The sequence below is a fragment of the Salinarimonas rosea DSM 21201 genome (assembly GCF_000429045.1).
GTDB lineage: Bacteria > Pseudomonadota > Alphaproteobacteria > Rhizobiales > Beijerinckiaceae > Salinarimonas > Salinarimonas rosea.
The window spans coordinates 1-25,389 of sequence record NZ_AUBC01000024.1; the positions used below are offsets into that span (position 1 = coordinate 1).

19 protein-coding genes are annotated in these 25,389 nt (G+C 71.9%); 9 read left to right on the top strand and 10 right to left on the bottom strand.

What is annotated here, in order from left to right; all coding sequences use genetic code 11:
* A partial coding sequence (locus G407_RS0116805) for an IS5 family transposase (protein ID WP_029031767.1) occupies nt 1-292 on the bottom strand: 292 nt, incomplete at its 3' end.
* A gap of 318 nt (nt 293-610) precedes the next feature.
* The gene (locus G407_RS0116810; RefSeq protein WP_029031768.1) at nt 611-1,990 is read right to left on the bottom strand and encodes an amidase; all 1,380 of its coding nucleotides are present in this window, start codon (nt 1,988-1,990) and stop codon (nt 611-613) included.
* A 314-nt stretch (nt 1,991-2,304) separates the two neighbouring features.
* Here G407_RS0116810 and G407_RS0116815 point away from each other — a divergent pair, with 314 nt between their 5' ends.
* The 7 genes from G407_RS0116815 to G407_RS28225 all read left to right on the top strand — a co-directional run bounded on the left by G407_RS0116815 (nt 2,305) and on the right by G407_RS28225 (nt 11,417).
* Entirely contained in the window at nt 2,305-3,492 is a 1,188-nt protein-coding gene (locus G407_RS0116815) for an ABC transporter substrate-binding protein (protein WP_029031769.1), read from the top strand.
* 106 nt (nt 3,493-3,598) lie between these two features.
* Nucleotides 3,599-4,483, top strand: a complete 885-nt coding sequence (locus G407_RS0116820) for a branched-chain amino acid ABC transporter permease (RefSeq protein ID WP_029031770.1) — start codon at nt 3,599-3,601, stop codon at nt 4,481-4,483.
* A complete protein-coding gene (locus G407_RS0116825; protein ID WP_029031771.1) occupies nt 4,480-5,433 on the top strand; it encodes a branched-chain amino acid ABC transporter permease in 954 nt (317 codons plus the stop codon). Before G407_RS0116820 ends, G407_RS0116825 begins: the two co-directional genes overlap by 4 nt.
* Entirely contained in the window at nt 5,411-6,127 is a 717-nt protein-coding gene (locus G407_RS0116830) for an ABC transporter ATP-binding protein (protein WP_029031772.1), read from the top strand. Before G407_RS0116825 ends, G407_RS0116830 begins: the two co-directional genes overlap by 23 nt.
* Nucleotides 6,127-6,855: an ABC transporter ATP-binding protein gene (locus G407_RS0116835; protein WP_245259114.1), complete on the top strand. Its 729-nt coding sequence runs from the start codon at nt 6,127-6,129 to the stop codon at nt 6,853-6,855. Before G407_RS0116830 ends, G407_RS0116835 begins: the two co-directional genes overlap by 1 nt.
* A 339-nt stretch (nt 6,856-7,194) precedes the next feature.
* Nucleotides 7,195-8,685 (top strand): ATPase domain-containing protein, encoded by a 1,491-nt coding sequence (locus G407_RS0116840; RefSeq protein WP_029031774.1) that lies wholly within the window; start codon nt 7,195-7,197, stop codon nt 8,683-8,685.
* Complete coding sequence (locus G407_RS28225; RefSeq protein WP_052341479.1) at nt 8,682-11,417, top strand: hybrid sensor histidine kinase/response regulator; 2,736 nt, start codon at nt 8,682-8,684, stop codon at nt 11,415-11,417. Before G407_RS0116840 ends, G407_RS28225 begins: the two co-directional genes overlap by 4 nt.
* Before the next feature lie 72 nt (nt 11,418-11,489).
* On the opposite strand, the gene G407_RS30625 is transcribed toward G407_RS28225, so the two are convergent.
* Nucleotides 11,490-12,413, bottom strand: a complete 924-nt coding sequence (locus G407_RS30625; protein ID WP_052341480.1) for an ATP-grasp domain-containing protein — start codon at nt 12,411-12,413, stop codon at nt 11,490-11,492.
* A 241-nt stretch (nt 12,414-12,654) separates the two neighbouring features.
* Here G407_RS30625 and G407_RS0116855 point away from each other — a divergent pair, with 241 nt between their 5' ends.
* Nucleotides 12,655-13,959, top strand: coding sequence for a UDP-glucose dehydrogenase family protein (locus tag G407_RS0116855; protein ID WP_029031775.1), 1,305 nt, complete (start codon nt 12,655-12,657; stop codon nt 13,957-13,959).
* A gap of 57 nt (nt 13,960-14,016) precedes the next feature.
* Here the strand turns inward: G407_RS0116855 and G407_RS28235 are convergent, their stop codons facing one another.
* From G407_RS28235 to G407_RS0116890, 7 genes are all read right to left on the bottom strand, one after another.
* A complete protein-coding gene (locus G407_RS28235; RefSeq protein ID WP_052341481.1) occupies nt 14,017-15,189 on the bottom strand; it encodes a glycosyltransferase family 2 protein in 1,173 nt (390 codons plus the stop codon).
* A gap of 20 nt (nt 15,190-15,209) precedes the next feature.
* The gene (locus tag G407_RS28240) at nt 15,210-16,430 is read right to left on the bottom strand and encodes a glycosyltransferase (RefSeq protein WP_052341482.1); all 1,221 of its coding nucleotides are present in this window, start codon (nt 16,428-16,430) and stop codon (nt 15,210-15,212) included.
* A 116-nt stretch (nt 16,431-16,546) separates the two neighbouring features.
* Entirely contained in the window at nt 16,547-18,007 is a 1,461-nt protein-coding gene (locus G407_RS28245; protein ID WP_156917618.1) for a DUF2264 domain-containing protein, read from the bottom strand.
* Nucleotides 18,004-18,975, bottom strand: coding sequence for a class I SAM-dependent methyltransferase (locus G407_RS30630; RefSeq protein ID WP_052341484.1), 972 nt, complete (start codon nt 18,973-18,975; stop codon nt 18,004-18,006). The genes G407_RS28245 and G407_RS30630 overlap by 4 nt, the downstream gene beginning before the upstream one ends.
* Before the next feature lie 60 nt (nt 18,976-19,035).
* Nucleotides 19,036-20,985, bottom strand: a complete 1,950-nt coding sequence (locus G407_RS30635; RefSeq protein WP_052341485.1) for a glycosyltransferase family 2 protein — start codon at nt 20,983-20,985, stop codon at nt 19,036-19,038.
* Between the two features lie 4 nt (nt 20,986-20,989).
* Nucleotides 20,990-22,213, bottom strand: a complete 1,224-nt coding sequence (locus G407_RS0116885) for a glycosyltransferase family 61 protein (protein ID WP_029031776.1) — start codon at nt 22,211-22,213, stop codon at nt 20,990-20,992.
* Nucleotides 22,214-22,221: 8 nt separating this feature from the next.
* Nucleotides 22,222-24,018 carry an ABC transporter ATP-binding protein gene (locus G407_RS0116890; protein WP_029031777.1) on the bottom strand — a complete coding sequence of 599 codons (1,797 nt, stop codon included), beginning with the start codon at nt 24,016-24,018 and terminating at the stop codon, nt 22,222-22,224.
* Between the two features lie 326 nt (nt 24,019-24,344).
* On the opposite strand from G407_RS0116890, the gene galE reads away from it, so the two are divergent.
* The gene (gene galE, locus G407_RS0116895) at nt 24,345-25,358 is read left to right on the top strand and encodes a UDP-glucose 4-epimerase GalE (RefSeq protein WP_029031778.1); all 1,014 of its coding nucleotides are present in this window, start codon (nt 24,345-24,347) and stop codon (nt 25,356-25,358) included.
* The last annotated feature ends 31 nt before the right edge of the window (nt 25,359-25,389 follow it).

Consider the following 25,389-nt stretch of genomic DNA (forward strand, 5'->3'; position numbering starts at 1 on the left):
CGCGGACGCAGGAACTGTCGATCATCACGATGTCGCCGTCGTAAGCCTCCGAGACGGCGTCGAGGATTCGGTCCCAGACGCCGGCTTTCCGCCATCGGACGAAGCGGTTGTAGAGCGTCGTGCGCGGGCCGTAGCGCTCGGGCACGTCCCGCCAGGGCGCACCCGTGCGGAAGCGCCAGAGGATGCCGTTCAGAACCCGCCTGTCGTCCACCCGGGGCACGCCGCGCACCTTGTTCGGCAGAAGCGGCTGGATGATCGCCCATTCCTCATCGGTCAGCTCGTGGCGGCGCATCGAATCCTCCCTCCATCAGGGAGGTTGAATCATCCTACGCTCGACCGATCAAATCCGCTTTGCCGTTTATGGGGCCAGAGCCCTAGTGCGCCCACCACCGGTTTTTAGAAGGCCGCCGCCCGAGAGGGTTCGGCGGCCTTCTTCTTTGCGCCATGCGCGTCGGGCTCCCGTCCGCAGGCCGGGACGGGATCGGGACCGCGACGGATCGGGACGGCTCGCGCGCAGGCTCCGCCGCACCCCGCGCAGGGGCCACGGCGCTTGCGCGCAGACCGGGCGGGCGGGCGACCGGCCCGGGGCCGGGCTCCCGATCGGTCCTCGTCAGCCGAGCCGGGGAAGCGCGGGAGAGCCGAGAAGCGTCTCCACGGCGAGGCTCGCGCCGAGAAGCCTCGACTCGGCGAGGGGAGGCGCCATCAGCTGCAGGCCGACCGGGAGCGACCCAGGCGCGACCGGCAGCGGCAGACTCGATGCGCACAGGTCGAGGTAGTTTCCCGGCTGGGTGTTGCGCGTCATCTGCATCGCGTAGGCGAGGCCGACGTCGACGTCCTCGAGGGCGGCGATCGTCGGCGCGACGGTGGCTGTCGTGGGCGCGAGAACGACGTCGAACGGCGCGAAGCGCGCGAGCGCCTCCCGGCGATGGGCGGCGCGTCGCGCCTCGGCGGCGAGGTAGTCGGCGGCCCGCACCTCCAGTCCCGAGAGTGCGCGCCGTGCGATCACCGGGTCCATCAGCCCCGCATCGGCCTCGATCCGCGCGCGCCCGAGGCTCGCGGCGAGGCAGGCCGGCAGCGCGACCGGGAAATAGCGCTCCCGCTCCGCCGCCTCGGGGAAAGGAACCGGCTGTAGGTGCGCCCCCGCCGCGCGCAAGCGCTCCATCGCGCCCGCCACCGCCGCCGAGACGGCCGGGTCGAGATCGTCGAAGAAATAGTCCGCCGGCGTCGCGATCCGCAGCCCGGCGAGGTCGACGGGGCGGGGCGGGGCGATGCCGAGCACCGCCGCATGGACGAGCGCGGCGTCCGCGGCCGACCGGGTCAGCCATCCCGGCGTGTCGAGATGCGGCGCGAGCGGGAAGGCGCCGTCGGTCGCGAGCACGCCCGGCGACGTCTTCAGGCCGAAGACGCCGCACAACGCCGCCGGGACGCGGACCGATCCGCCGGTGTCCGAACCCAGCGCGAAGGCGCACAGGCCTGCGGCGACCGCCACCGCGGAGCCCGAGCTCGAGCCGCCCGGCACCCGCGGCGTGTCCAGGTCCCACGGGTTGACCGGCGTGCCGTGCGGTGCGGAGACGCCGGTGATGCCCAGCGCGAACTCCACCGTCTTCACCTTGCCGAGGACGATGCAGCCCGCCTCCTTCAGCCGGTGCACGAGCGAGCCCTCCGCGCCGACGAGATCGGCGACGTCGAGCCGCGAGCCCGCCGTCGTGGGCATGCCGGAGACCGCGAACAGGTCCTTGATCGCGACGGGCACACCCATGAGCGGCCCGAGATCGTGACCGGCGGCGAGGAGCGCGTCGATTGCCCGTGCGCTCGCCAGCGTGCTCGCGGCGGCGACGTGCTGATAGGCGCCGAGCCGCGGGTCGAGGGCGTTGATCCGCGCGAGATAGGCCTGCGTCACGGCCTCGCTGGTCGTCCGGCCCGCGCGCAGCGCCGCGCCGAAATCCGCGAGGCTCATGCCGTTCAACGGGTCCGCCGGGACGTTCGGCATCGTGGTCTCCTCTCGCGCATGGGCCGCGGAACGTCGGACGCCCGCCGCGATCCCGCAAGGGGGAGCGGCCGCGAGACGGGCGTGACGCTTTTCCCAGGCTGCCGGCTGCAAAGCATGCGCGCACGGCCCGAGCGCCCGCCCGAGCGCCCGCCCGGAGGCCGCTGGCGCGGCGGTCGTGCGCCCGGCGCATATCCGTTCGGCGCATTTTCGCAGTGGCCTACCCCACCGCCGATGGTCGAGGCTCGGCCCACGGATCGGACGCCGCGACGTGCGCACCGCGGTCCGCAACCCGAAAAAGACAGAGGTGAGGAAGCATGAGATACGGCATCGCAGCGGCTCTCGCGGCCACCACCCTCGCCTTCGCCGTACCGGCGCAGGCGGTCGAGATCGGCGTCGTCAACAGCCTGTCGGGCAACTTCGCCACCTTCGGCGAGCGCTATCGCACCGGCATGGAGCTGGCACTCGAGGAGATCAACGCCGCCGGCGGCGTCGACGGCGAGCCGCTCGAACTCGTCTGGCAGGACGACCGCTCCGAGGCGCAGAGCGCGCTCGCCGCCGCCGAGCAGCTCGACGCCCGCGGCGTGCCGCTGATCATCGGCTCCTACGCCTCCTCGATCACCGGGCCGATGGCGCAGTTCCTGACCCGGCGCGAGGTGCCGCTCCTGGTGCTCGGCAGCGCCGACAACTCGATCACCAAGCCGGGCTCGGAGTGGGTCTTCCGCGCCAAGCACAACTCTTCCATCGTCGCGAAGGCCTACTTCGACTACTTCGATTTCCTGCGCGAGACGCATCCGGACGTCCCGCTCGAGACCGTCGGGTTCCTCTACGGCAATGGCGCCTGGCCGACCTCGCTGGCCGAGACGGGGCGCGAGCTGGCCGAGGAGCGCGGCTACGAGATCGTCGCGGACCAGTCCTACGACCAGGGCGTGACCGACTTCCGCCCGATCCTCAACCGCTTCCGCGCCGAGGATCCGGACGTCCTCTACATCGTCTCCTATGCCGAGGACGGCGTCGCCATCACGCGCCAGATGAAGGAGGTCGGCCTCGACGCCGAGGTGATCGCCATCGACACCGCCGCGGCCCTGCCGAGCTTCGTCGACCAGGTCGGGGATCTCGCCGAGAACGTCGCGACCGTGGTGAGCTGGAGCAAGGACGTTCAGTATCCCGGCGCCCAGCAGCTCTACGAGGACCTGAAGGCGAAGGCCGGCTCCGAGCCGTCCTTCTACGAGGCGGAGGGCTACCTCGCCCTCAAGGTCGCCGCCGACGCGCTGCAGCGCGCGGGCTCGACGGACCGTGCGGCGGTGCGCGAGGCGCTCGCGGCGACCGATCTGGAGACCCCGGTGACCACCGTGACCTTCGAGGACTACGACGGCTTCCAGAACCAGAACCCGATCCGCAGCCTCGTCCTCCAGATCCAGGACGGCGATCACGTGACCGTGTTCCCCGACGATCTCGCGGCCGCCGAGGCGCGCCATCCGACGCCGCCCTGGTCGGAGCGCTGATCGGTCCTTCGTCCCGGCCGGGCCCCAGGCGGGTCCGGCCGCCCCAACGATCGTCCCCGCGCCGGCGCGCATCGCGCCGGCGCGCCGTCTCGGAGCGCGCGATCCGGTGCTCGACCTCGCCATCTTCATCCAGAACCTCGCCAACGGCCTCCTGATCGGCGGCGTCTATGCGCTGATCGGGGTCGGCCTCACCCTCGTCTTCGGGGTGATGCGCACGATCAACTTCGCCCATGGCGACTTCGTCGTGCTCGGCATGTACGGCGCGGTCCTGTTCGACCTCGTCTTCGGCTTCGATCCGTATCTGTCGCTGCTCATCGCGCTGCCGGTGGCGTTCGTCGTCGGCATGGTGGTGGAGCGCGCGATCCTCGCCCCGATCGCCGATGCGCCGGCCGAATCCTCGCTGCTGGCGACGCTCGGCCTGTCGCTCATCATCGGCAACCTGCTTCTCCTCACCTTCGGCGGGGAGCCGCGCTCGGTGCAGGTGCCCTACGCCTCGGACACCGTGCGGATCGGCGAGGTCAACCTGTCGGTCGTGCTCCTCGCCGCCGGCGCCGCGACCACCGCCATGATCGGCGCGCTCTACTGGTTCCTGGAGCGCACCGAGCGGGGACGGGCCGTGCGCGCCACCGCCGAGAACCGGCTCGGCGCCGAGCTCGTCGGCATCGACACGCGCCGGGTCCAGAGCTTCGTCTTCGGCATGGGCACGGCGCTGGCCGTCACCGCCGGCGTGACGCTGATCCCGCTCCTCTTCGCCACGCCGACCTTCACCGGCGCGATCTTCACGCTCAAGGCCTTCGTGGTCACCGTCCTCGGCGGCCTCGGCCGGGTGGGGGCGGCGATCGGCGGGGGGCTGCTGCTCGGCGTCGTCGAGGTGCTCGGCGCCTCCTACTTCCTCTCGGAATACCGCGACGCCTATGGCCTCCTCGCCTTTCTCCTCGTGCTCCTGCTGCGCCCCGAGGGGCTCTTCGGCAAGACGGTGAAGCGGGTATGAGAACCCATCTCCTCGGCCTCGCCGCCTTCGTCGCGCTCGGCCTCGCCTATCCCGTCCTGTTCCCGTCCGCTCTCACGATCGCGATCACGATCCTGCTCTTCGTCGGCTGGGCGACCGCCTGGGACGTGCTCGGCGGCTGGGCCGGCCAGGTCAGCCTCGGGCACGCCGCCTTCGTGGGCCTCGGCGCCTATTTCGTCGCGATCGGCGTGACGGAATACGGTCTCGCGCCCTGGTGGTCGGCGCTTCTCGGGATGGCGGTCGCGGCCGCGCTCGCCTTCGCCTGGGGCTGGCTGACCTTCGGCCTGCGCGGTCCGTACTTCACGCTCTCGACGATCGCCTTCGCCGAGATCCTGCGTCTCGTCGCCATCAACGAGGGCTGGCTGACCGGCGGGGCGACGGGCGTCTTCATCATGACCCTGCCCGAGCCGTTCGGCCTCGACCTTTTCGACCGGCAGACGCAGTACTGGCTGGCGCTCGGCTTCGCGGTGCTGGTGATCGGCATCGTCGTCGCCCTCTCGCGCGGCCGCTTCGGCTACGCGCTGCGCGCCGTGCGCGAGGACGAGGACGCCGCCATGGCGGCGGGTATCGACCCGAAGCGCACCAAGCTGAAGGCCTTCATGCTGTCGGGCGCGCTCACCGCGCTCGGCGGCGGCCTCTACGGCATCGTGCTGTCGTTCCTCGAGCCGCACGTGATGTTCTATCTGCTCCTCTCGGTGCAGATCGCGCTCACCGCGATCATCGGCGGGCGCGGCACGATCTGGGGACCCGCCGCCGGCGCGATGGTGCTGATCGGCTCGGGCGAGGTCTTCCGCACCACCTTCGCCGAGGCGAATCTCCTCATCTACGGCGTGCTCATCCTCGTCATCGTCCTGTTCGCGCCCCGCGGCCTCGTCGGCGAGGCGACGCGCAGAGCCATCCGGAGGCGTTATGCCAAGCGCGCTCAGAGCTGAGGGCCTCACCGTCCGCTTCGGCGGCAACGTCGCCGTGAGCGACGTCTCGCTCGCCCTCGCCCCGGGCGAGATCCTGGGGCTTATCGGCCCGAACGGCGCCGGCAAGACCACCCTGTTCAACGCGCTGACCGGCTACGTGACGCCCGAGAGCGGGCGCGTGAGCCTGTTCGACCGCGACATCACCCGGCTCGCCCCGCACGAGCGCGCCCGCGCCGGATGCGGCCGCACCTTCCAGACGGAACGGCCGTTCGAGGAGCTGACCGTGCTCGAGAACGTGCTGGTGGCGGCGTTCCTGCACGAGCCGCGACGGTCCGGCGCCGAGCGCCTCGCCCGGGAGACGCTCGAGCAGGTCGGCCTCGGCGACCGCGCCGATCAGCCGGCGGGCGACCTCAACCTCGCCCGGCGGCGACGGCTCGAGCTCGCCAAGGCGCTCGCGACGCGCCCGCGGGTGATCTTCCTCGACGAGGTGATGGCGGGCCTCAACCCGCCCGCCCTGCGCGAGATGATCGCCTTCGTGTCGGAGCTGAGCCGAAAGGGCCTCGCCGTGCTGATGGTCGAGCACATCATGGAGGCCATCGTCGAGCTGTCCGATCACGTCATCGTCATGGCGAGCGGCGCCAAGATCGCCGAGGGGGCGCCCGAGGCCGTCATGCGCGACGAGCGCGTGATCGAGGCCTATCTGGGGACCGATTGATGCCGCAGGAGTTCACGTCTCCCATCCTCTCCGTCGAGAACGTCGATCTCGGCTACGGCGCGCTGCAGGTCGTCACCGACGTCTCGCTGCACGTCGGCGCGGGCGAGCTCGTCGGGCTCGTCGGCGGCAACGGCAGCGGCAAGTCCACGATCCTGCGCGCCATCTCGGGCATGATCACCCCCTTTGGCGGGCGCATCGTCTTCGACGGCGAGGCGATCCGCGCGGCCGCGCCGCATCAGATGGCCGCGAGGGGCCTCGCGCACGTGCCGATGGGCCGCCAGCTCTTCCCGAACATGAGCGTGCGCGAGAACCTGCTCGTCGGCGCGACCCTGCCGGCCGCCCGGGCCGCGCGGGCGCGGAGCCTCGAGGAGGTGCGGGCGCTGTTTCCCGAGCTCGACGCGCACATGGACGCCCCCGCCGGCCAGCTCTCGGGCGGCCAGCAGCAGATGGTCGCGATCGCCCGCGCGCTGATGCTGCGCCCGAAGATGATGATCATGGACGAGCCGAGCATCGGCCTCGCGCCGCGGCTCGTGAAGGACGTGATGGCCGCGATCCGGCGCGTGGCGCATACCGGCCTGCCGATCCTTCTCGTGGAGCAGAACGTCAAGCAGGTGCTCGCGGTCTGCGACCGTGCCTACGTGCTCGAGAACGGGCGTCTGGCGCTCGAGGGATCTGCCGCCGAGCTCCAGGGGCACCCGCTCGTGAGGAAGGCCTATCTCGGGCTGTAGGGCGGATCGCGCTGCGGAGCTCGTTCGGCCGGGGGGCCGAGCCTCCGCCAGCGATCCACGTGAAGACCGTCGTGCCCAATCCGGCGGCCCGAAGCGGCGGATGCGAACGGCGCCGCTCCTCGCCGACGGCTCGGGAGCGTCGGCGCCGGAATGAGCCTCTCGGTCCTCGTCGGGAACCTCGAGCGGACGATCGGCATCATGTGCATAGCTCCGCTCGCCGCGGCGCCGAGGACCCGAGGGAGGCAGCCGCCGCGCGCCTGCCACATCACCCTCGGGCGAAGCTGTGGCTCCGGGACCGATGTGCTATTGCTCGGCGGACGCGTGGGGAGAGGACTTCAGGTGTCGGAGAAGATCGAAGAGCAAGCGAGGACAGGTATCGGCGGCCTCGACGACGTGCTCGGCGGCGGGCTCGAACGTCGACGGGTGTTCCTCTTGGAAGGCGCGCCGGGTACAGGCAAGACGACGGTCGCGACGCAGTTCCTGCTCGCGGGAGCCGAAGCCGGCGAGCGCTCGCTCTACATCACCCTCTCGGAGAACGAGGACGAGCTGCGCTCCGGCGCGGGTTCGCACGGCTGGGATCTCTCCGGCATCGAGGTGTTCGAGCTCCTCCCGCCCGAGAACCTGCTCGACGAGGATCAACAGCAGAGCCTGCTGTACTCGTCGGACCTCGAGCTGGGCGAGACGACGAAGCGGATCTTCGAGGCGTTCGAGCGCGTGAAGCCGCACAGGGTCGTGCTCGACAGCCTCTCCGAGATCAGGCTGCTCGCGCAGAGCTCGCTGCGCTACCGCCGGCAGATCCTGAGCCTGAAGCACTACTTCGCACGGGCCGGCGCGACCGTGCTGCTGCTCGACGACCTCACCACCGAGATCAACGACAAGACCGTGCACAGCGTCGCGCACGGCGTGATCCGCCTGGAGGAGATGGCGCCCGAGTACGGTGCGGAGCGGCGTCGGATGCGGGTTCTGAAATATCGTGGGCGGCGCTTCCGGGGCGGTTTTCACGACTTCACCATCGCGACGGGCGGCGTTCGCCTGTTTCCGCGCCTCGTTTCGGCCGAGCACAAGAGGGGCTTCGCGCGGGACGTGCTCAAGAGCGGCTCGCCCGAGCTCGACGCGCTCCTCGGCGGCGGCCTGGAGCGGGGTTCCAGCATCTTGATCCTGGGTCCGGCCGGGACGGGCAAGTCGCTGGCGACGCTGACCTTCGTGCAGGCCGCCGTCGAGCGTGGCGAGCGCGCGGCCATGTTCGTGTTCGACGAGGAGCTCGGTCTGCTGTTCGACCGGGCGAAGAACCTCGGCATCGACCTGCAGGCGATGGTCGACGCCGGGCTGCTCCAGATCGAGCAGGTCGACGCGGCCGAGCTGACCCCGGGCGAGTTCTCGGAGCGTGTGCGGCGCTCCGTGGAGACCGGCAGGGCCGAGACCGTCGTGATCGACAGCCTGAACGGATACCAGGCCGCGATGCCCGGCGAGCATCAGCTGATCCTGCACATCCACGAGCTGCTGCAGTACTTGAACCGTCAGGGCGCCACGACCTTTCTCACCGTCGCGCAGCACGGGCTCGTCGGCGACATGAAGACACCGGTCGACGTGACCTACCTCGCCGACACGGTGGTGCTGCTGCGCTACTTCGAGATCGCGGGCCGCATTCGTCGAGCGATCTCGATCGTGAAGAAGCGGACGGGCGCGCACGAGGACACCATCCGCGAGTTCCGTATCGGCAGCCGGGGCCTCGTCCTCGGCGAGCCCCTGAACGATCTGCACGGCGTTCTGCGGGGAGTCCCCAGGCTGGTCGACGAGAGATCCGCGCTACCGCGCTCGGAGGGCACGTGAAGCGCAGCACCGTCTCCGAGCGGGCGCTGGTCCTCGCTCCGCGAGGCCGGGACGCTGCGATCGCCACGGTTGTCCTGGCCGAAGCCGGGCTGGCCGGCCATGCCTGCTCGTCGCTGCCGCAGCTGGTCGGCGAGCTGGACGCCGGCGCGGCGTTCGTAGTGGTGACGGAGGAAGCCCTCGCCACCGCCGACCTGTGCCCGCTCGCCGCGTGGCTGGCCGACCAGGAGGAATGGTCGGACCTTCCCTTCGTGCTGCTGACCAGCGGCCAGACGGGCCTGGAGCGCAACCCGGCCGCGAAGCGCTACCTGGACATCCTCGGCAACGTCACCTTCCTGGAGCGGCCGTTCCACCCCACCACCCTCGTCAGCCTGGCCCGCTCCGCCCTGCGCGCGCGGCGTCGCCAGTACGAGGCGCGAGCCCGATTGAACGAGCTGCGCGAGAGCGAGGCGCGCTTCCGGAACATGGCCGACAACGCCCCGGTCATGCTGTGGGTGACGGACCAGAGCGGCTCCTACACCTACCTGAGCCGCCTCTGGTACGAGTTCACTGGCGGGAGCGAGCAGGAGGCCCTGGGCCACGGGTGGACCGGCGCGATCCATGCCGAGGACCGGCACGGAGCGGAGCGCGTGCTCCGCGAGGCCAATGCGTCGAAGACACCGTTCCAGATCGAGTATCGCCTGCGGCGCAGGGACGGTGCTTACCGCTGGGCGATCGACACGGCGGCGCCCCGCTTTTCCGCCCACGGGGAGTTCCTCGGCTACATCGGTTCGGTGATCGACATCGACGAGCGGCGGGAGATGGAGGTTCGCCTGCGCGACCTCAACGCCGACCTCGAACGACAGGTGGTCGAACGCGCGCACGAGCGCGGCAAGCTCTGGCAGGTGAGCCACGATCTCCTCTCCGCCATCGATCTCGCGACCGCGAGGTTCGACAAGGTCAACCCGGCGTGGACGGCGGCGCTCGGATGGGCGGTCGACGAGCTCGAGGGCCGGGCCTTCGCCGACCACATCCACCCGGACGATCTGGGCGCGAGCCTCGAGGCGTTCGCATCGGCGCAGGCGGGCGACCCCGTGCTTCGGTTCGAGACGCGCTACCGGACGCGCGCGGGAGACTGGCGTTGGCTCTCGTGGATGGCGGTTCCGGAGGGCGGCAAGCTCTACTCGACCACCCGCGACGTGACGGCCGAGAAGCAACGGGCCGAGGAATTGAAGGCGCGGACGGCCGAGCGGGACAGGATCTGGCGGATCTCCCCGGACCTGCTGCTGGTGGTCGGCTTCGATGGCGTCTTGCGCCGGACGAACCCCGCCTGGACGTCCGTGCTGGGCTACGAGGAGCACGAGCTCGTCGGCGTCCGCCTCGACGACTTCGTCCATCCCGACGATGTCGAGCACACCGAGAAGGCGCTAGTCCACGCGGCGAGGGGCCCGGTGCCCCCGCTCGAGAACCGCTACCGGCACAAGGACGGCGGCTATCGCTGGATTTCCTGGATCACGGCGCCGCCCGAGGACGGGTTGATCTACGCGACGGGCCGTCACATCACGGCGGAAAAAGCGCGGCAGGCGGAGCTGGAAGCGGCTCAGGAGCAATTGCGGCAAGCGCAGAAGATGGAAGCCGTGGGCCAGCTCACCGGCGGCGTGGCGCACGACTTCAACAACCTCCTCACCATCATCAAGACCTCCAGCGACTTGCTGCGCCGCCCCAATCTTCCCGACGAGCGCCGTCGGCGCTACGTGGACGCGATCTCCGAGACCGTCGATCGCGGCGCCAAGCTGACGGCGCAGCTCCTCGCCTTCGCGCGCCGTCAGTCGCTCAAGCCGGAGGCATTCGACGTCGCGGCGCGCATCCAGGCGATCACCGAGATGCTCGCCACCATCGTCGGCGCGCGGGTGCCGATCGTCTCGGACGTGTCGGCCGAGCCGTGCTGGGTCATGGCGGACGTCAGCCAGTTCGAGACGGCGCTCGTCAACATGGCCGTGAACGCGCGTGATGCCATGGACGGCGAGGGCGCGCTCACGGTGACGGTCCACCGCGCCGGGCAGGTGCCGGCGATCCGGGGCCACGCGGCGAAAGCCGGTGACTTCGTGTGCGTCGGGCTGTCCGATACCGGTTCGGGCATTCCGGCCGAGAAGCTGGAGCGGATCTTCGAGCCGTTCTACACGACGAAGGAAGTCGGCAAGGGCACGGGCCTGGGCCTGAGCCAGGTGTTCGGATTCGTCAAGCAGTCGGGCGGCGACGTCCTGGTGGAGAGCGAAGTCGGTCGAGGCACGACCTTCACGCTCTTCCTGCCGCGTGTCGACGGCGAGCCGGAGCGCGACCTGGCGGTGGGCGATGCGGCCGCAGCCCCCGTCGAGGCGCATGGGCGCGGAAGGCGGGTTCTGGTGGTCGAGGACAACGGCGAGGTCGGACGCTTCTCGACCCAGATCCTCCAGGACCTGGGATACGAGCCGACCCTCGCCTGCAACGGAAGCGAGGCGCTCGGTCTCCTCGCCGAGACGAACGGCTTCGACGTGGTGTTCTCGGACGTCGTCATGCCGGGCATGAGCGGGATCGAGCTCGGCGAGGAGATTCGGCGCCGGCATCCCGGGCTGCCCGTCGTGCTGACGTCCGGCTACAGTCACGTGCTGGCCGAGGAGGGGCGGCACGGCTTCGAGCTGCTCAAGAAGCCCTATTCGGCCGAAGACCTCTCGCGCATGCTGAGGAACGTGACGCGCGTCCGCAGAGGACAGGCCTGAGCCCGGACGTCGGGGACGCGCCTCACGGCCGTCGTCGAACCTCGAAGCCCGTCCGCACCGCTCGGCGCGCCGTCACGCGGGAGATCGTCCGCGAGCCTCGCGCGCGGCCTCGACGAGCGCCGTGAAGGCCGGCGAGAGCAGGTGCAGCGCCTGCGCGATCTCGGCGCGGGACATCTGCTTGGGCGGGCCTGCGGGCGTGTTGTTGGCGTCGACCACGTAGATGCGGCCGTCGCCCTTGTCGCGCAGCACGTCGATCTCGGCGTAGTCGAGCTCCATGGCCTCCGCGAAGCGGAGAATGTTCGCGCGCTCACGGTCCGTGAAGACCGCCTCGGGCGCCGCCATGCGCGCGGTGCGCACGTCCTTGAGATCGGCGTCGATGGGGCGGCGCTTCTCGTAGACGACGGGAATGGTCCCGCCGTAGATCGGGACGCGCAGATCGAGCGCCTGCCCCCCCTCCGTGGTATCGATGAAGCGCTGATACACCCGGTCCCGCCGGACGTCCTCGGGCCGCATCGGGCCCTCCACGATCCGTCCCTCGAAGGAATGGTTCGTGTCGGCCTTCTCCACGAGGAGCCCTTCGTGCCGGGTGGGGTCGACCGTCAGCGAATAGCCGAACACCTCTTCGAAGACCTGTCCCACCCGCCGCTTGGAGACGTCGCGGCAGCGCACGTTCACGCCCGGCTCCGGCGGGGGGGAAGGGTGCTGGTCCAGGTGGTAGCAGCTGTACCAGAACAGGTCGTGGGGCTCCTCGGGCCGTGTCGTGATCCGATAGCCGTTCACGGCGCACAGCTTGAACAGGGCCTGGTAGCGCGAGGGCCGGTCCGGCCAGGCCAGGATCGTCAGCCGCGGCCACAACCCGGTTCGCAGCGCAATGCGCGTCGGCGGGACGAACGGCGCCATCTCGTAGCCGACGCCGACGCCGTCGCGCAGCCTGGCGCCCCGAGCGCCGGGCAGCACCGCCGCGACGCGTTTCATGACGGCGAGCGTCGGGATCATCGTGCCTCCGGATCGATAGGACATGCGACCGAGCGCTGCGGCGCGCGTGCGGGCGAGTGGTCAATTGCTCGACGGACGGAGAGTTCCCGGCTCGGCCGCCCCGTCTCCGGTCCGCGCCGCAATTGGCGTGCGGGCGACGTCGCATGCGGCGAACGCTCCCCAGCGTGGCGCGCGGGCTCGGAAACTTTTCACGTCCTGCGACGTCATGGTCGGATACGTTTTCAAGGGAAGGGAGTGCGACATGCGCGTCGCGATGATCGGTTCGGGCTACGTAGGCCTGGTGTCTGGGGCCTGCTTCGCCGAGTTCGGCCACGAGGTCTGCTGCGTGGACAAGGACCCGGAGAAGATCGCCGCGCTCGAGGCGGGCCGGATGCCGATCTACGAGCCGGGGCTCGAGGACCTCGTGCGCCGCAATGTCCAGCAGCGGCGGCTCGCCTTCGCGACGGACCTGACGGAGGCCGTCGCGGACGCCGAGGTCGCCTTCATCGCGGTCGGCACGCCGTCGCGGCGCGGCGACGGGCACGCGGACCTGTCCTTCGTCACCGCCGCCGCCCGCGAGATCGCGCACGCCATGCGCGGCTACACCGTTGTGGTGACGAAGTCGACGGTGCCGGTCGGGACCGGCGACGAGGTCGAGCGGATCATCCGCGAGGAGCGGCCGGACGCCGAGTTCGCCGTCGTCTCCAACCCGGAGTTCCTGCGCGAAGGCGCGGCGATCGACGACTTCAAGCGACCGGACCGGATCGTGGTCGGCGCCGAGGACGAGCGCGCCGCGGACGTGATGCGCGCACTCTACCGGCCGCTGTACCTCAACCAGGCGCCCGTGATCGTCACCTCGCGGCGCACGGCCGAGCTGACCAAGTACGCGGCCAACGCCTTCCTCGCCACCAAGATCAGCTTCATCAACGAGATCGCGGACCTGTGCGAGAAGGTCGGCGCCGACGTGCAGGACGTCGCCCGCGGCATCGGGCTCGACAACCGCATCGGTCCGAAGTTCCTCCACGCCGGCCCGGGCTACGGCGGCTCGTGCTTCCCCAAGGACACGCTCGCCCTGATCAAGACCGCGCAGGACGCGGAATGCCCGGTGCGCATCGTCGAGACGGTGGCGGCGGTCAACGACCAGCGCAAGCGCGCCATGGGCCGCAAGGTGATCGCCGCCTGCGGCGGCTCCGTGCGCGGCAAGCGGATCGCGGTGCTGGGGCTGACCTTCAAGCCCAACACCGACGACATGCGCGACGCGCCCTCCATCGCCGTGGTCCAGGCGCTGCAGGACGGCGGGGCCACGGTGGTCGCGACCGATCCGGAGGGCGTCGAGCAGGCGAGGAAGGTGCTCGACGGCGTCACCTATGCGCCGGACGCCTATGCCTGCGCCGAGGGCGCCGACGCGGCGGTGATCGTCACCGAATGGAACGCCTATCGCGCGCTCGACTTCGCGCGTCTGGCGCGCATCATGGCGGCGCCGGTCGTCGTCGACCTGCGCAACGTCTACCGTCCCGAGGAGATGCGCGCGATGGGCATTTCCTACGCCAGCGTCGGCCGGCACTGACCGGCCGCCATCGCGTGCGGTCCTCCTCCTGCGCGTGGCCCTCCTGGGCCCGGCGCCTCAACGCGCGCGGCGCAGGAGGGCCGGGCCGAACGCGACCGCCGCACCGGACGCGAGCGCGAGCATCAGCGAGAGCGTCAGCGCCGCCTCGCGCAGCCGGCCGCCCGTCGCCGCCTCGCGGACCCGCCAGCGCAGCCCGCGCGCGAGACCGGCGCCCAGCCCAGCGCCGCCTCGCGAGCGCGCGAGCGCCGCGAGCGAGCGGCGGGCGCCGGCGTCCTCGAGCACGTCCGCCACGCCGTATTTCGAGCCGAAGGCGCGCGCCAGGATCGCACGCTCCTCGGACGAGAGCGGGCTGCGGCCCAGCCGCAGCGCCGCGCGGAAGTCGCGGGTCGCCTCGCGCCAGAGGCGCTTGCGCGCCATGATCACGCCGCGCTGGATCAGCGCCCGGCGCGTCTGCGCGGCGTCGAGGTCGGCCGGCGCGCCGGGGAGATAGGCGCTCAACGGGAAGGAGCGGTAGACCTCCCGGAAGATCCGCTGATCGGCCTCGAGCCAGCGCCGCTGCGCCGATCCGGCCTCGAACCTGTCCGTCTGCGAGCCGCGGGCGCCGTCGTGGACGCGCTGGTCGAAGACCACCGCCTCGGTCACGGCGGGGCGCGCCGCACGCGCGAGGCGGATCGCCATCTCGTAGTCCTGGCTGCGGGTGAGACGCGTGTCGAACGGCCCGACCGTCTCGTAGAGGCTCTTGCGCACCAGCATGCCGGGCTGGTGGGCGAAGAAGTCCTCGAGCGTCGCGACGAGGAAATCGTCGGGCGCCGCGGCGCGCCAATAGCCCGTGCCGAGCATGCGGCGGGCACCGGTGCCGGGCTCCTCGACGAAGCGTTCGTGGCGCCCGTAGGCGAAACCGGCGTCGGGATCGGCGGCGAGCAGCCCGGCGAGCCGCTCGTGGGCGTCGGGCCGCGCCAGGTCGTCGTCGTCGACGATCCAGATCAGCGGATGCGCCGCACGTGCGATGGCGAGGTTGAGCGAGGCCGACTTGCCCGTGTTGGCGTCCTTGCGCAGGTAGGTGACACGGTCACCGTAGGTCGCGACGACCGCGTCCGTCCCGTCGGTCGAGGCGTCGTCGACGACGAGGATCTCGTCGACGGGCCGCGTCTGCGCGAGCACCGAGTCGATGGCGGCGCGGAGGTAGGCCGCACGCTCGTAGGTGGGGATGACGACGGTCGTCCTGTCCATGCTTCCCATGCTCCCGCCGCTCATCGCTCCGCTCCGGCGGGCCGCCTGCCGTCCGCGAGCGCGAGCAGCATGGCTTCCAGGCGGTCGTTGAGGGCCTCGTTGTCGAATTGCGCCTCGATGCGCCGGCGCGCCTTCTCGGTGAAGCCGGCGCGGGCGTCCGCGTCGCGCACGAGGCGGACGAGATGGTCTGCCAGCGTGTCGGGATCCCGCTCGGGCGCGAGGAGGCCCTCCTCGCCGTCCCCGATCAGCTCGGGAATGCCGCTGTGCCGCGTGGAGACGACGGGCAGGCCCGCCGCCATGGCCTCCATCAGCGAGACCGGTATGCCTTCCATGTCGCCGTCCCGCGCGGTGACGCTCGGCAGCGCGAACACGTCGGCCTCGGCGAGCTCGGCGCGCACCGCATCGTGCGGGAGCGCGCCGCGGAAGCGCACGGCGTCGTCGAGCCCGAGCGTCGAGGCGAGCGCCTTCAGGTCCGCCTCGAGCGGGCCGGTGCCGACGATCGTCAGCTCGAGATCGGGCTCCTCGCGCCGCGCGCGGGCGAGGGCGCGCAGCAGGAACTCGGTGCCCTTCTTCTCGACGAGCCGGCCCACGGTCACGATCCGGCGCACCGGGCGGCTCGCCGGACGGGGCGCGTAGCGCAGGCTCGCGAGGTCGACGCCCATGCGGTGCACGAAGGTCCGCTGCGGGGGCGCGCCGAGCGCGGTCAGGCGCGCGCGCCACATCTCGCTGACGGCGAGGAAGAGATCGCCACGGGCGAACAGGTCGTCGTAGATGCGCGGCGAGGTGAGCGCGCGCGAGACGTCGTCGCCATGGAAGATCGTGACGAGCTTCGCCTGTCGACGGCGCCGGCGGGTCGCCTGGGCGAGCGCGGCGCCGAACCAGCCGAAGTTGCACACGACGACGTCCTGGGCGGCGCAGGCTCGCCGCTCGATCGCCGCCTCGAGGCCGCGCCGCACGCGCCAGGGCAGGCGTCCCTGCAGGCGGGCCAGGGCGGGCCGGCGCGGGCGCGTCGTCGCGATCCGCAGGTCCGGGTCGAAGGCGATCGGGGAGGTCGCGGGATCGCCGGCCCGCTCGTCGGCGAGAACCGAGACGTCGTGGCCGCGCGCCACCATCCCCGCCACCTGGCGCGCGACGAAGGTTTCGCTCAGGGTCGGGAAGCGGCCGACGCGGAAGGCGATCTTCAGCGCACGGGCCGATGATCCGCGGGGCGCGGGCGAGCGGATGGCGGTGCGATCGAGCATGCGGTCTCGGGGTTCCTGATGCGGGACGGGGCTCGACAGCGAACGCCGTGGGCGCGGCCGGGTTCAGCGATGCCTGCGCCTCGGGCGAGGGGAGGTGGGGCGGGGCGGAAGCGGACCTACGCGAAGAATGGCGGGTGCGACGGGTAGCGGCGCCCACCGTATTTGGCCGCGGCGTTCCAGGGCCTGGCGGGATGCCCGAAGGCGAGCGAGCGGATCTGGTCGACAGGGCCGAAGGGCTCGAGCGGCGGCGCGGCGCCCGGCGGATTGTCCAGGATCTCGATCGTGACGCGCCTCTCGTCCGGCTCGCCCCGTATCCTCCAGCGGCCCGCGGCGGCCATGATGTCGAAGGCCCCTCGCTCGGCCGGAAGCGGCGCCTCCGGCTCCGTCCAGAAGGCGTCCGTCTCCGGCAGCGCATACGCCGCGATCAGCGAGCGCAGCGACCAGAGCGGGCTCGCGGGCCCGGAATAGCGCTCGAGGAGACGCAGGTCGCGTGCGAAGTAGCCCTGCGTCGGGACGCCGTGGCGCAGGGCTCCGCGCGCCGCGAAGTAGCGCCACGTCGTCGCGAGCGCCCGGCGTGCTTCCCCCGGGCCGACGAGATCGGGGTCGGTGCTCTGGCCGAAGACGAGCGGCGCCGCCGCGGCGATGCGGTACGGGATCGAGCGCCCCATCACCGGGATGCCGTGGGGCCCGACGAGGTACCTGTAGCTCTCGAGGAAGGCGCGCTGGCAGGGGCGGATGAAGTGGGGGGCGAAGCCCGGGTCGATGCGGTCGATCCAGGAGAGCGCGTAGTGGAAGCCCCAGGCGCTGTAGTAGTCGACGGCGCCGCCGGGACCGTCCTCGAACCAGCCGTCGCCCAGATGGAAGCCCTCGATCCGGGCGAAGCGCTCGCGCGCGTCCGGCACCAGGCCCGGCCGGCCGAGGGCGGCGAACACGCGGTCCACCAGCACGGCGAAGAGGTGCCAGTTGCTCTCGGGCGTCGCATAGCGCGCGAAGCCGGAGAACCAATCCAAGATCGTGTCCTGCCGCGCCCGGTCGAGCGTGTCCCAGACCTCCGCGCGCAGGAGCCACAGCGCGAGCGCAACGTCGGCCGCCTCGACCATCCGCTGGTCCTTGTCTCGGGAAAAGGCGCCCCAGTATTCCGGGTGCGTCGGGTCGGTCCCGGTGACGATCCCGCGCGCCACGGTCTCGCGGGCGTCGAGGGTCTCTCCGCCGAGGAGGGGAATGACGTGCGGGCGGCCCGAGGCGCACCAGGCCGCGAGCAAAGGCGCGATGCGGGCGAAGCCCTCCAGGCGATCGTTGCGCGGCTCGTAGGCGTTCGGGAAGCCGGGATAGTCGGCGCCCGCGCCGCCGCTGGTGCGGTGGCGCTGGAAGCCGAGCGCGAAATAGCGGACGAGATCGTCGAAGGCCTCGCGCGGCGCGGGGTCGCGCGCGATGCCGGCGAGCAGGCGCTCGCCGCGGCGCGGGAAGCGCCGCGCGCGCCAGCCCATCTTCCCGCGCCGCCCGACCCCGCGGGCGAGGCGCGCGGCGCCGCGGGCGACGCCGGCGAGCCCGCGCATCCGCCCGTCGACAACCGTCACGACCGGACCTCGAAGAGGGCCTCGATATTCTCGCAGGCGAGCTCCTCGTAGTCGAGGCCGTCTCGGCGGAACAGCTCCGGATAGCGTTCGACGAGGTCCATTCCCTCGCTGGAGAAGGTCTCGACATAGCGAAGCGGCCGCATGTGCGCGCGCTCCTCGCGCCACAGGGCACGAAAGCGCGCGAGAGACCAGCCGTTGAGCTGCTCGTACTTGATCGGCCGCAGCTCGTTCTCGCGGCAGTAGGCGTCGAGCGTCTCGCGATCGAAGAGAAACTGGCAGAACGGAATCGGGATCTGGCGGTAGGCGTGCAGGCCCAGGCGCGAATTGTAGAGCGGCCCGAAGTTCAGGTAGACGAGCCCGCCCGGGCGCACGACCCGCAGGACCTCGCGGAATGCGACGGCCGGGTCGGCGACGTGCTCGAAGGCGTCGTAGGAGAACGCGAGGTCGATGCTGTCGTCGGGCAGATCCAGCGCCTCGGCGTGCATGCACCGCAGAGAGGCGCCGGCGTCTCTCGCCCGCTGGTCGAAGGCGTCGGATGCGGGGTCGATGGCGATCGCGTCCCAGCCACGGCGGGCGAGCCCGGCGGATACCATGCCGTCCATGCAGCCGATCTCGAGGCTGCGCCGCGCGCCCCAGCCGCCGGACGGCGCCGGCAGCGCGTCGAGGAAGGCGGCGCGCTCCTCGCCGCGCGCGACGAAGTCCTCGGCGGAGTAGGAGAACAAGCGCGGTCGCTCGTACCGGCGCAGGAGCTCGTGCAGATCGTCGCGGCCGAGCGGGCGCGCGTCGTTCCTCACCGCCCCGCGCAGCCGTCGGCGCGTGCTGCGGCCTTCCCAAAGGGCGCGCCGACGGCGCACCGCGACCCCGAGCGGCAGCGCCACGGCGGCGCGCAGGCTTCGCTCGATCGGCACGAGCGAGTCGTGGGCCCCGCTCCGAGCCCGGGTCTCCCGGATGGTGGTGACAGCGGTCATGGTTCAGCTCCCCTGGAGCGCGAGCAACTCACGTGCCGGGGGCGCGGTTCCGCCAGGCGTCTAGAGCCGCCCGCCGCCGGCCCAGATCCGCTCCGGCATGCGGCCCCGCAGGGCGGCGAGCCGCGGGCCCAGCACCCGGCGCTGGCGCCGCGGGAGCGCGCAATAGGCGAGCCACGCCCACAGGCGCGGCTCCATCGGGCGGTTCTTGATCGCGCGGGCGAGAGCGCCCGCGGCACGGCGGGCGGAGCCGAACTCCGAGCGTATCTCGCGGCGCGCGCTTTCGAGCAGGAAGAGGTGGCGGACACCCGCGCGCTTGGCGTCGTGGGCGAACCGCGCGGCGAAGGCGGCACGGGCGGCCATGTTGGCGTCGAAGCGTCGGGAGCGGCGTCCCGATTCGGCGGGCAGCGTGCCGTCTCCGGCTTCGCCGCCCTCGTCGTGGTAGACCGTCAGCAGGTCGGGCACGCAGTCGACCTCGTAGAAGCGGGCGATGCGCGCCCAGTACTCGTAGTCCTCGATCGCCGGGAGCGTCGTGTCGAAGCCGCCGACCGCGTCGACGACGGACCGGCGGATCATCACCCCGCTGGCGCTGGTGATCGGGTTGCGCCGCAGGAACTCGGGCCAGAGGTCCCCGCGCAGGGTCGCCGGCTTCTCGATGCGGTCCCCGTCCGCGCCGTGCTCGAGCACGCCCGTGTAGCACAAGCCGACGCCGTCGGGCCGGTGGTGCATCAGCGCGACCTGGCGCGCGAGCTTCTCGGGGAGCCATTCGTCGTCGGAATCGAGGAAGGCGATCAGCGAGCCGCGGGCCTCGTCCATGCCGCGGTTGCGGGCCGCGGCGACGCCGCCGTTCTCCGGCTGGCGCACGTAGCGCAGCCGCGGATCGCCGAACCGGGCGACCACGGCGGCGATGTCCTCCCGCTGCGACGCGTCGTCGACGACGATCGCCTCGAGGTTCGCGTAGGTTTGGGCCACGACGCCGCGCAGAGCGCGGGCGAGGAGGGCCCCGCGTTCGAAGGTGGGGACGACGACGCTGACGAGCGGCTCGTCCGGTTCCGCGAGCGCGCGATCGGGCGCCGGCGTGCGCGCGGCGACGGACGGCCTCACCGGCAGGCGCGCGTCCGGGATCACCGGAACGCGTTCGCGCAGGCGCCGTCGGAGCGCGCGCGTTCCGTCCCCGCCGCCGTGCTCGCGCGCCGAGGTGAGCGCCCGCTCGGCGAGATCGGGCTGTGCCGTGCCGGCGTCGCGCGCGAGCCCGTCGTAGGCGTCGGCCAGGGCGTGCCGGTAGGGCGCGAGGCGCCCCCCGTCGGCGAGCAGCTGCGCGATCCGATCCACCACGAAGAGCCGCGACGTGAGCCCCTTGCGCGTCGCGCGCCGGCCGCTGAGCGAGACCGCCTCGCCGGGAAGACGGCGATAGTAGGAGACCCCGCCTGCGGTGCGGATCAGCGGGACGCCGGCGACGAAGGCGCGCATCGCCACGTCCCCGTCGGTATTGACCTTCACCTGCGGGTCCCAGCCGCCGCTCTTCTCGTAGGCCTCCCGCGACCACAGGAGGGCGCAGGGCGGATGGTACCAGCCCCGCAGCCAGGCGGAGAGATCGTCGTCCGAGCGCCGTCGGGGCGCGCAGGATTGCGGCGCGGCGTGCCAGGCGCCGCCGGTGAGCTCGTAGCGCATCCAGGCGCAGGCGGCGATGGCGCCCGGCTCCTCGCGCAGCACGGCGGCGAGCTCCTCGAGCACGGTCGGCCCGAGCAGGTCGTCCGCGTCGAGGAACATGATCGCCTCGCCGACCGCTTCCGCCGCGCCGGCGACGCGTGCCGCGGAGGCGCCTTCGGCGGGCACCCGGATCACCCGCGCGAGCGGCGCGAAGCTTTCCGCGATCGGGACGCTGCGATCCGTCGAGCCGTTGTCGACGACGATCACCTCGGCGGGACGCAACGTCTGCCCCGCGACGCTGCGCAGGGTCTGGGCGAGGAAGGCCTCGCCATCGAGGACGGGGACGACGATCGAGATCCGCATCGGCTCAGCCCCCGAGCGCCCGCAGCACCGCCTCGACCCGGGCGGGCTCGACGGCGAGGTCGCGATCGAGCGGCGCGAGCGCCGGATCGCCGCAGAAGCGACCCTCGACCAGCCAGTAGCCGAGGCCCATCGCGCTCGCGAGGGCATAGAAATTCGGGTTGGGGAAGGACAGATCGGCGATCTCGACGAGCTGCGTTCCCGGGCGGCAGAAGATCATGTTCGTCAGTCCCGCCCCGTGCGGAGCGAGCAGCACCGCGGTCTCCGACATCAGCCGGGCCTGCTCGACGAAGCTCAGCTCCTCCATCACGACCGACTCGAACCCGGCCTTCGCGAGGAGCGGCTCGAGCGCGGCCTCGTTCTCGAGCCGACGCCCCCTCGCCTTGGCCCGCGAGATCAGCACGCGCCTCCACGGCGCACGCTCGGGAACGGGACCGAGCCGGTCGCGCACGAGCCGCAGCAGCTCGGGACGGAACCGGTCGGTGTCGACGAGGGTGAGCTCGCCGACCTCCAGCGGGAGGTCCGGATCGATCGAGCAGACGGCCGCGGGGTCGAGGCCGAACATGCGCAGCGTCGCGTCGATCGCCGGGTTCGACCGCGCCGGCAGCGCGAGGTCCCCCAGGAGGCCGCGCTCCTCGAGCAGGCACAGCTTGGGCACGTGGGCGGTGAGCCAATGCGAGTGATTGTGGTAGACGCGCTCCGCGATCCAGGTGACCCTCTCGCGGCGCTGCACCGGCGCGCCGCGCGCCAGCGCCTCGCGATGGCCCGGCCGGAAGGGCATCTCGCGCAGGAAGGCCGAGCGTCCGCGCCGGTCGAGGACGACGGGGTAGTAGTTGCGCTTGCTCGGCTCGGTGAAAGCGACGATGCGGCGCTCCGGCAGGGTCGCGAGCAGCGTGCGCCCGCTCGCGCGGGTCGGCACGTCGCGCATGGAGTAGCCCCACCAGCCGGCCTCGTCGGGAAGATCCTCGCGGCGCGCAACGTTGCGCGGCAGCGGGTTGTCCGCGACGGCGGGCTGGTGGATCCGTTCGTGGGAGAGCGCGTCCCCGCGCGCCACGACGGAATCGAGCGGCTCCTCGCGCACCCAGCGCCAGCCGAACCAGGAGGGCGGGACGAGGCCCGCGCGGACCGCACGTTCGGGAACGCGCGCGACGCGGGCGCGCAAGGGGCCGCGCAGCCAGGGGAGACGGTCCGGAGCCGTGGCGCGGGTGGCGGTCGCAGTATCGGTTCGCATGTGCCCTCTCAGCCGGTCGCGGCCATGACGCGGAAGTCGGAATGGCGGTCCTGCAGCTCGTCGTAGCCGCCGCTCGCCTCGATGCGCCCGGCCTTGAGGAAGTACAGGGTGTCGCAATTGCGCAGCGTGCTCAGGCGGTGGGCGATCATGATGACGGTGCGCTCGCCCCGCAGGGCCTCCACCGATCCGATGATCGCCCGCTCCGTGCTGTTGTCGAGCGCGGACGTCGCCTCGTCGAAGACCAGCACCTGGGGGTCCTGGTAGAGCGCGCGGGCGATCCCGATGCGCTGGCGCTCGCCACCCGACAGCCGCACGCCGCGCTCGCCGACCCGCGTCTCCAGGCCCTGCGGCTGGCGTTCCACGAAGCGCTCGAGCTGCGCGATGCGGACCGCGCGCTGCACCGCCACCTCGTCGACCTCGTCCTCGGGTATGCCGAAGGCGATGTTGGCGCGGATCGTGTCGTCGAGCAGGTAGATCGATTGCGGCACGTAGCCGACGGCGCGCTGCCATGCGCGCACGCCGCTCTCGCGGATGTCGACGCCGTCCACGTAGACGCCCCCCTCCTCGGGCTCGACGAGGGCGAGGAGCGTGTCGACCAGCGTCGACTTGCCGGCGCCGGTGGACCCGACGAAGCCGACCGCGCTGCCGCGCGGGATGGAGACGTCGACGTCCTTGAGAGCCCAGCTGTCGGTGTCCTGGTAGCGGTAGGACACGCCGCGCAGCTCGATCGCGTCGCGCAGCGGCGTCGGCTTCGCTCCGGCCTTGCCGACCGTCGCGTACCGATCGTGCTCGAGCTCGCGCAGGTCTCGGTAGATCGGGTCGACGGAAACGAGGTTGTAGCGCAGCCCCGCCAGGTGGCTCATGGCGGCGGTGAGCGCCTCGCGCAGGCGCACGAGCCCGACCACGAAGAGCGACAGCGTCACGAGGACCTCGTCAGTCGGCGTGCCGGCGAGAACCAGCCAGGCGACGAGCGCGAGCAGGCCGACGATGGCGCCGAGCTCGATCACGGGACCGATGACCTTCATGGCGAGCTGGCGGTAGCGCAGGACCTGCGCGATGGTGGTGACCGCACTGGCGACCTGCCGGGAGAAGTACCCTTCGCGGCCCAGCACCCGGACTTCCTTGATGCCGCCGAAGGACTGGGTGATCGCCTTGAGCACGCGCCGTCCCTCGGTCTGCTCGCGCTCGCCGTAGCGCCGCAGCCGCTCGCTGCCGAAGGCGACGCCGGCTCCCCCGATCACGCCGAAGAACAAGATCCAGTAGAGCGTGATCCACGGCTCGACGACGAAGAGGAAGCCGAGCACCGCGATCAGGATGACGACACGCGTGCACAATTCGAGCGTCGCCGCGATGATCTGGCCCGAGACCACGGAGACCTCGCGGTTGACGTTGCGCACGATCTCCGACGAATTGCGGTGGAGATGGAAGGTGTAGGGCGCGCCCAGGTAGGCGTCCGTCAGCCGCCGGGCGAGCGAGACCTGGCGGCCGGCGACATAGCGCATCTGGAGATAGAAGTTGCCGATGAGCAGGGCGGTCTTCAGCGCGAACACGGCGGCGAGCGCCAGCCCGCCCCAGATCACGAGGTCGGTCGTGGTCTCGATGCCGAGCATGGCGGCCGCATCGGCGACGACAGGGATGCGTTGCATGCGCTCCGGATCGACGACGAGGCCGACGAAGGCCGGCACGGCGGCGACGCCGATCACCTCCGCCGCCGCGGCGACCAGCATCAGGACGAGGAGAGCCGCGCCGCGCCGCTTCTCGCGGGCGTCGAGGAGCCAGAGCAGCTTCTTGTATTGCCGTATCATTGTCCGCCGATGAGTTGATGGGAATGCGGTCCACCCGAGCGTCGCGATCGGGTCGGCGCTCCGCGGGATGGGCGCATGTTCAGAGGATCGCGCGGCGAACCGACGGGGCGGGTGTTTGGTTCCTTGCAGCGCACGCGGATCGAGCGGGCCCGATGCGGGCTTCGGCTCTGTCCCGACGCAGCGCAGCAGGCGCGCGTCGAGGCCGGCCGAGCGCCGCGGGCCGGATCGCCCCGGGACGCGCGGCCCGCGGAACGTCGCTCGCCAGAGCACGTTGAGGGCGGGACGCGGGTCCACCTAGGCCCGCCCTCCGAGGAGAACCCGCGACGATGCCCGTCCTCGTCACCGGCGGCGCCGGCTATATCGGCGCGCACGCGGCGCTCGCGCTCGTCGAGCGTGGCGAGCGCGTGGTCGTGCTCGACGACCTCTCGACCGGCGTGCGCGAGAACGTGCCGCCGCAGGCCGAGCTCGTTGTCGGCGACGTCGCGGACCGAGCGCTGGTCTCCCGGCTCGTCGCCGCGCACGGCATCGAGGAGGCGCTCCACTTCGCCGCCAGGATCGAGGTCGCCGCGTCCGTCGCGGATCCGCTGCTCTTCTACGAGGCGAACACGGTCAAGACCCGTGCGCTCCTCGCCGCGGCGGTGGAGGGCGGCGTGCGTCGGCTCGTGTTCTCGTCCACCGCCGCCGTCTACGGCGAGCCCGCCGAGCGGGCGCTCTCCGAGGACGCGCCGCTCGCGCCGATCAATCCCTACGGCCGCTCGAAGCTCATGAGCGAATGGATGATCGCCGACGCCGGGCGGGCCCACGGCCTCGCGACCGTCGTCCTGCGCTATTTCAACGTGGCCGGCGCCGATCCGCACGGCCGCGCCGGCCAGTGCTCGCGGGATGCGACGCATCTCGTGAAGGTCGCCTGCGAGGCCGCGCTCGGCCGGCGGCCGGGACTTGCGATCTACGGCGAGGACTACGCCACGCCGGACGGTACCTGCGTGCGCGACTACATCCACGTCAGCGATCTCGCCGAGGCGCACGTTGCCGCGCTGACGCATCTGCGGGCCGGAGGCGCGAGCCTCGTCCTGAACTGCGGCTACGGCCGCGGCGCTTCAGTCCGTGAGGTTGTCGAGACCGTCAAGCGCGTGGGCGCGGTCGACTTCCCGGTGACGAGCGCGCCGCGGCGGCCGGGCGATCCGGCAACGCTCGTCGCGGACCCGACGCGCCTGCGCGAGACGCTCGACTGGACGCCGCGCTTCGACGACCTCGACACCATCGTCGGGCAGGCGCTCGCCTGGGAGGCCCGTCTGGCGGCCGCCGAGGGGGTCCCTCGCACCGTCGCCCGCGCCCGCTGACACGACCGCATCGAACCCGATCAGGATTTCC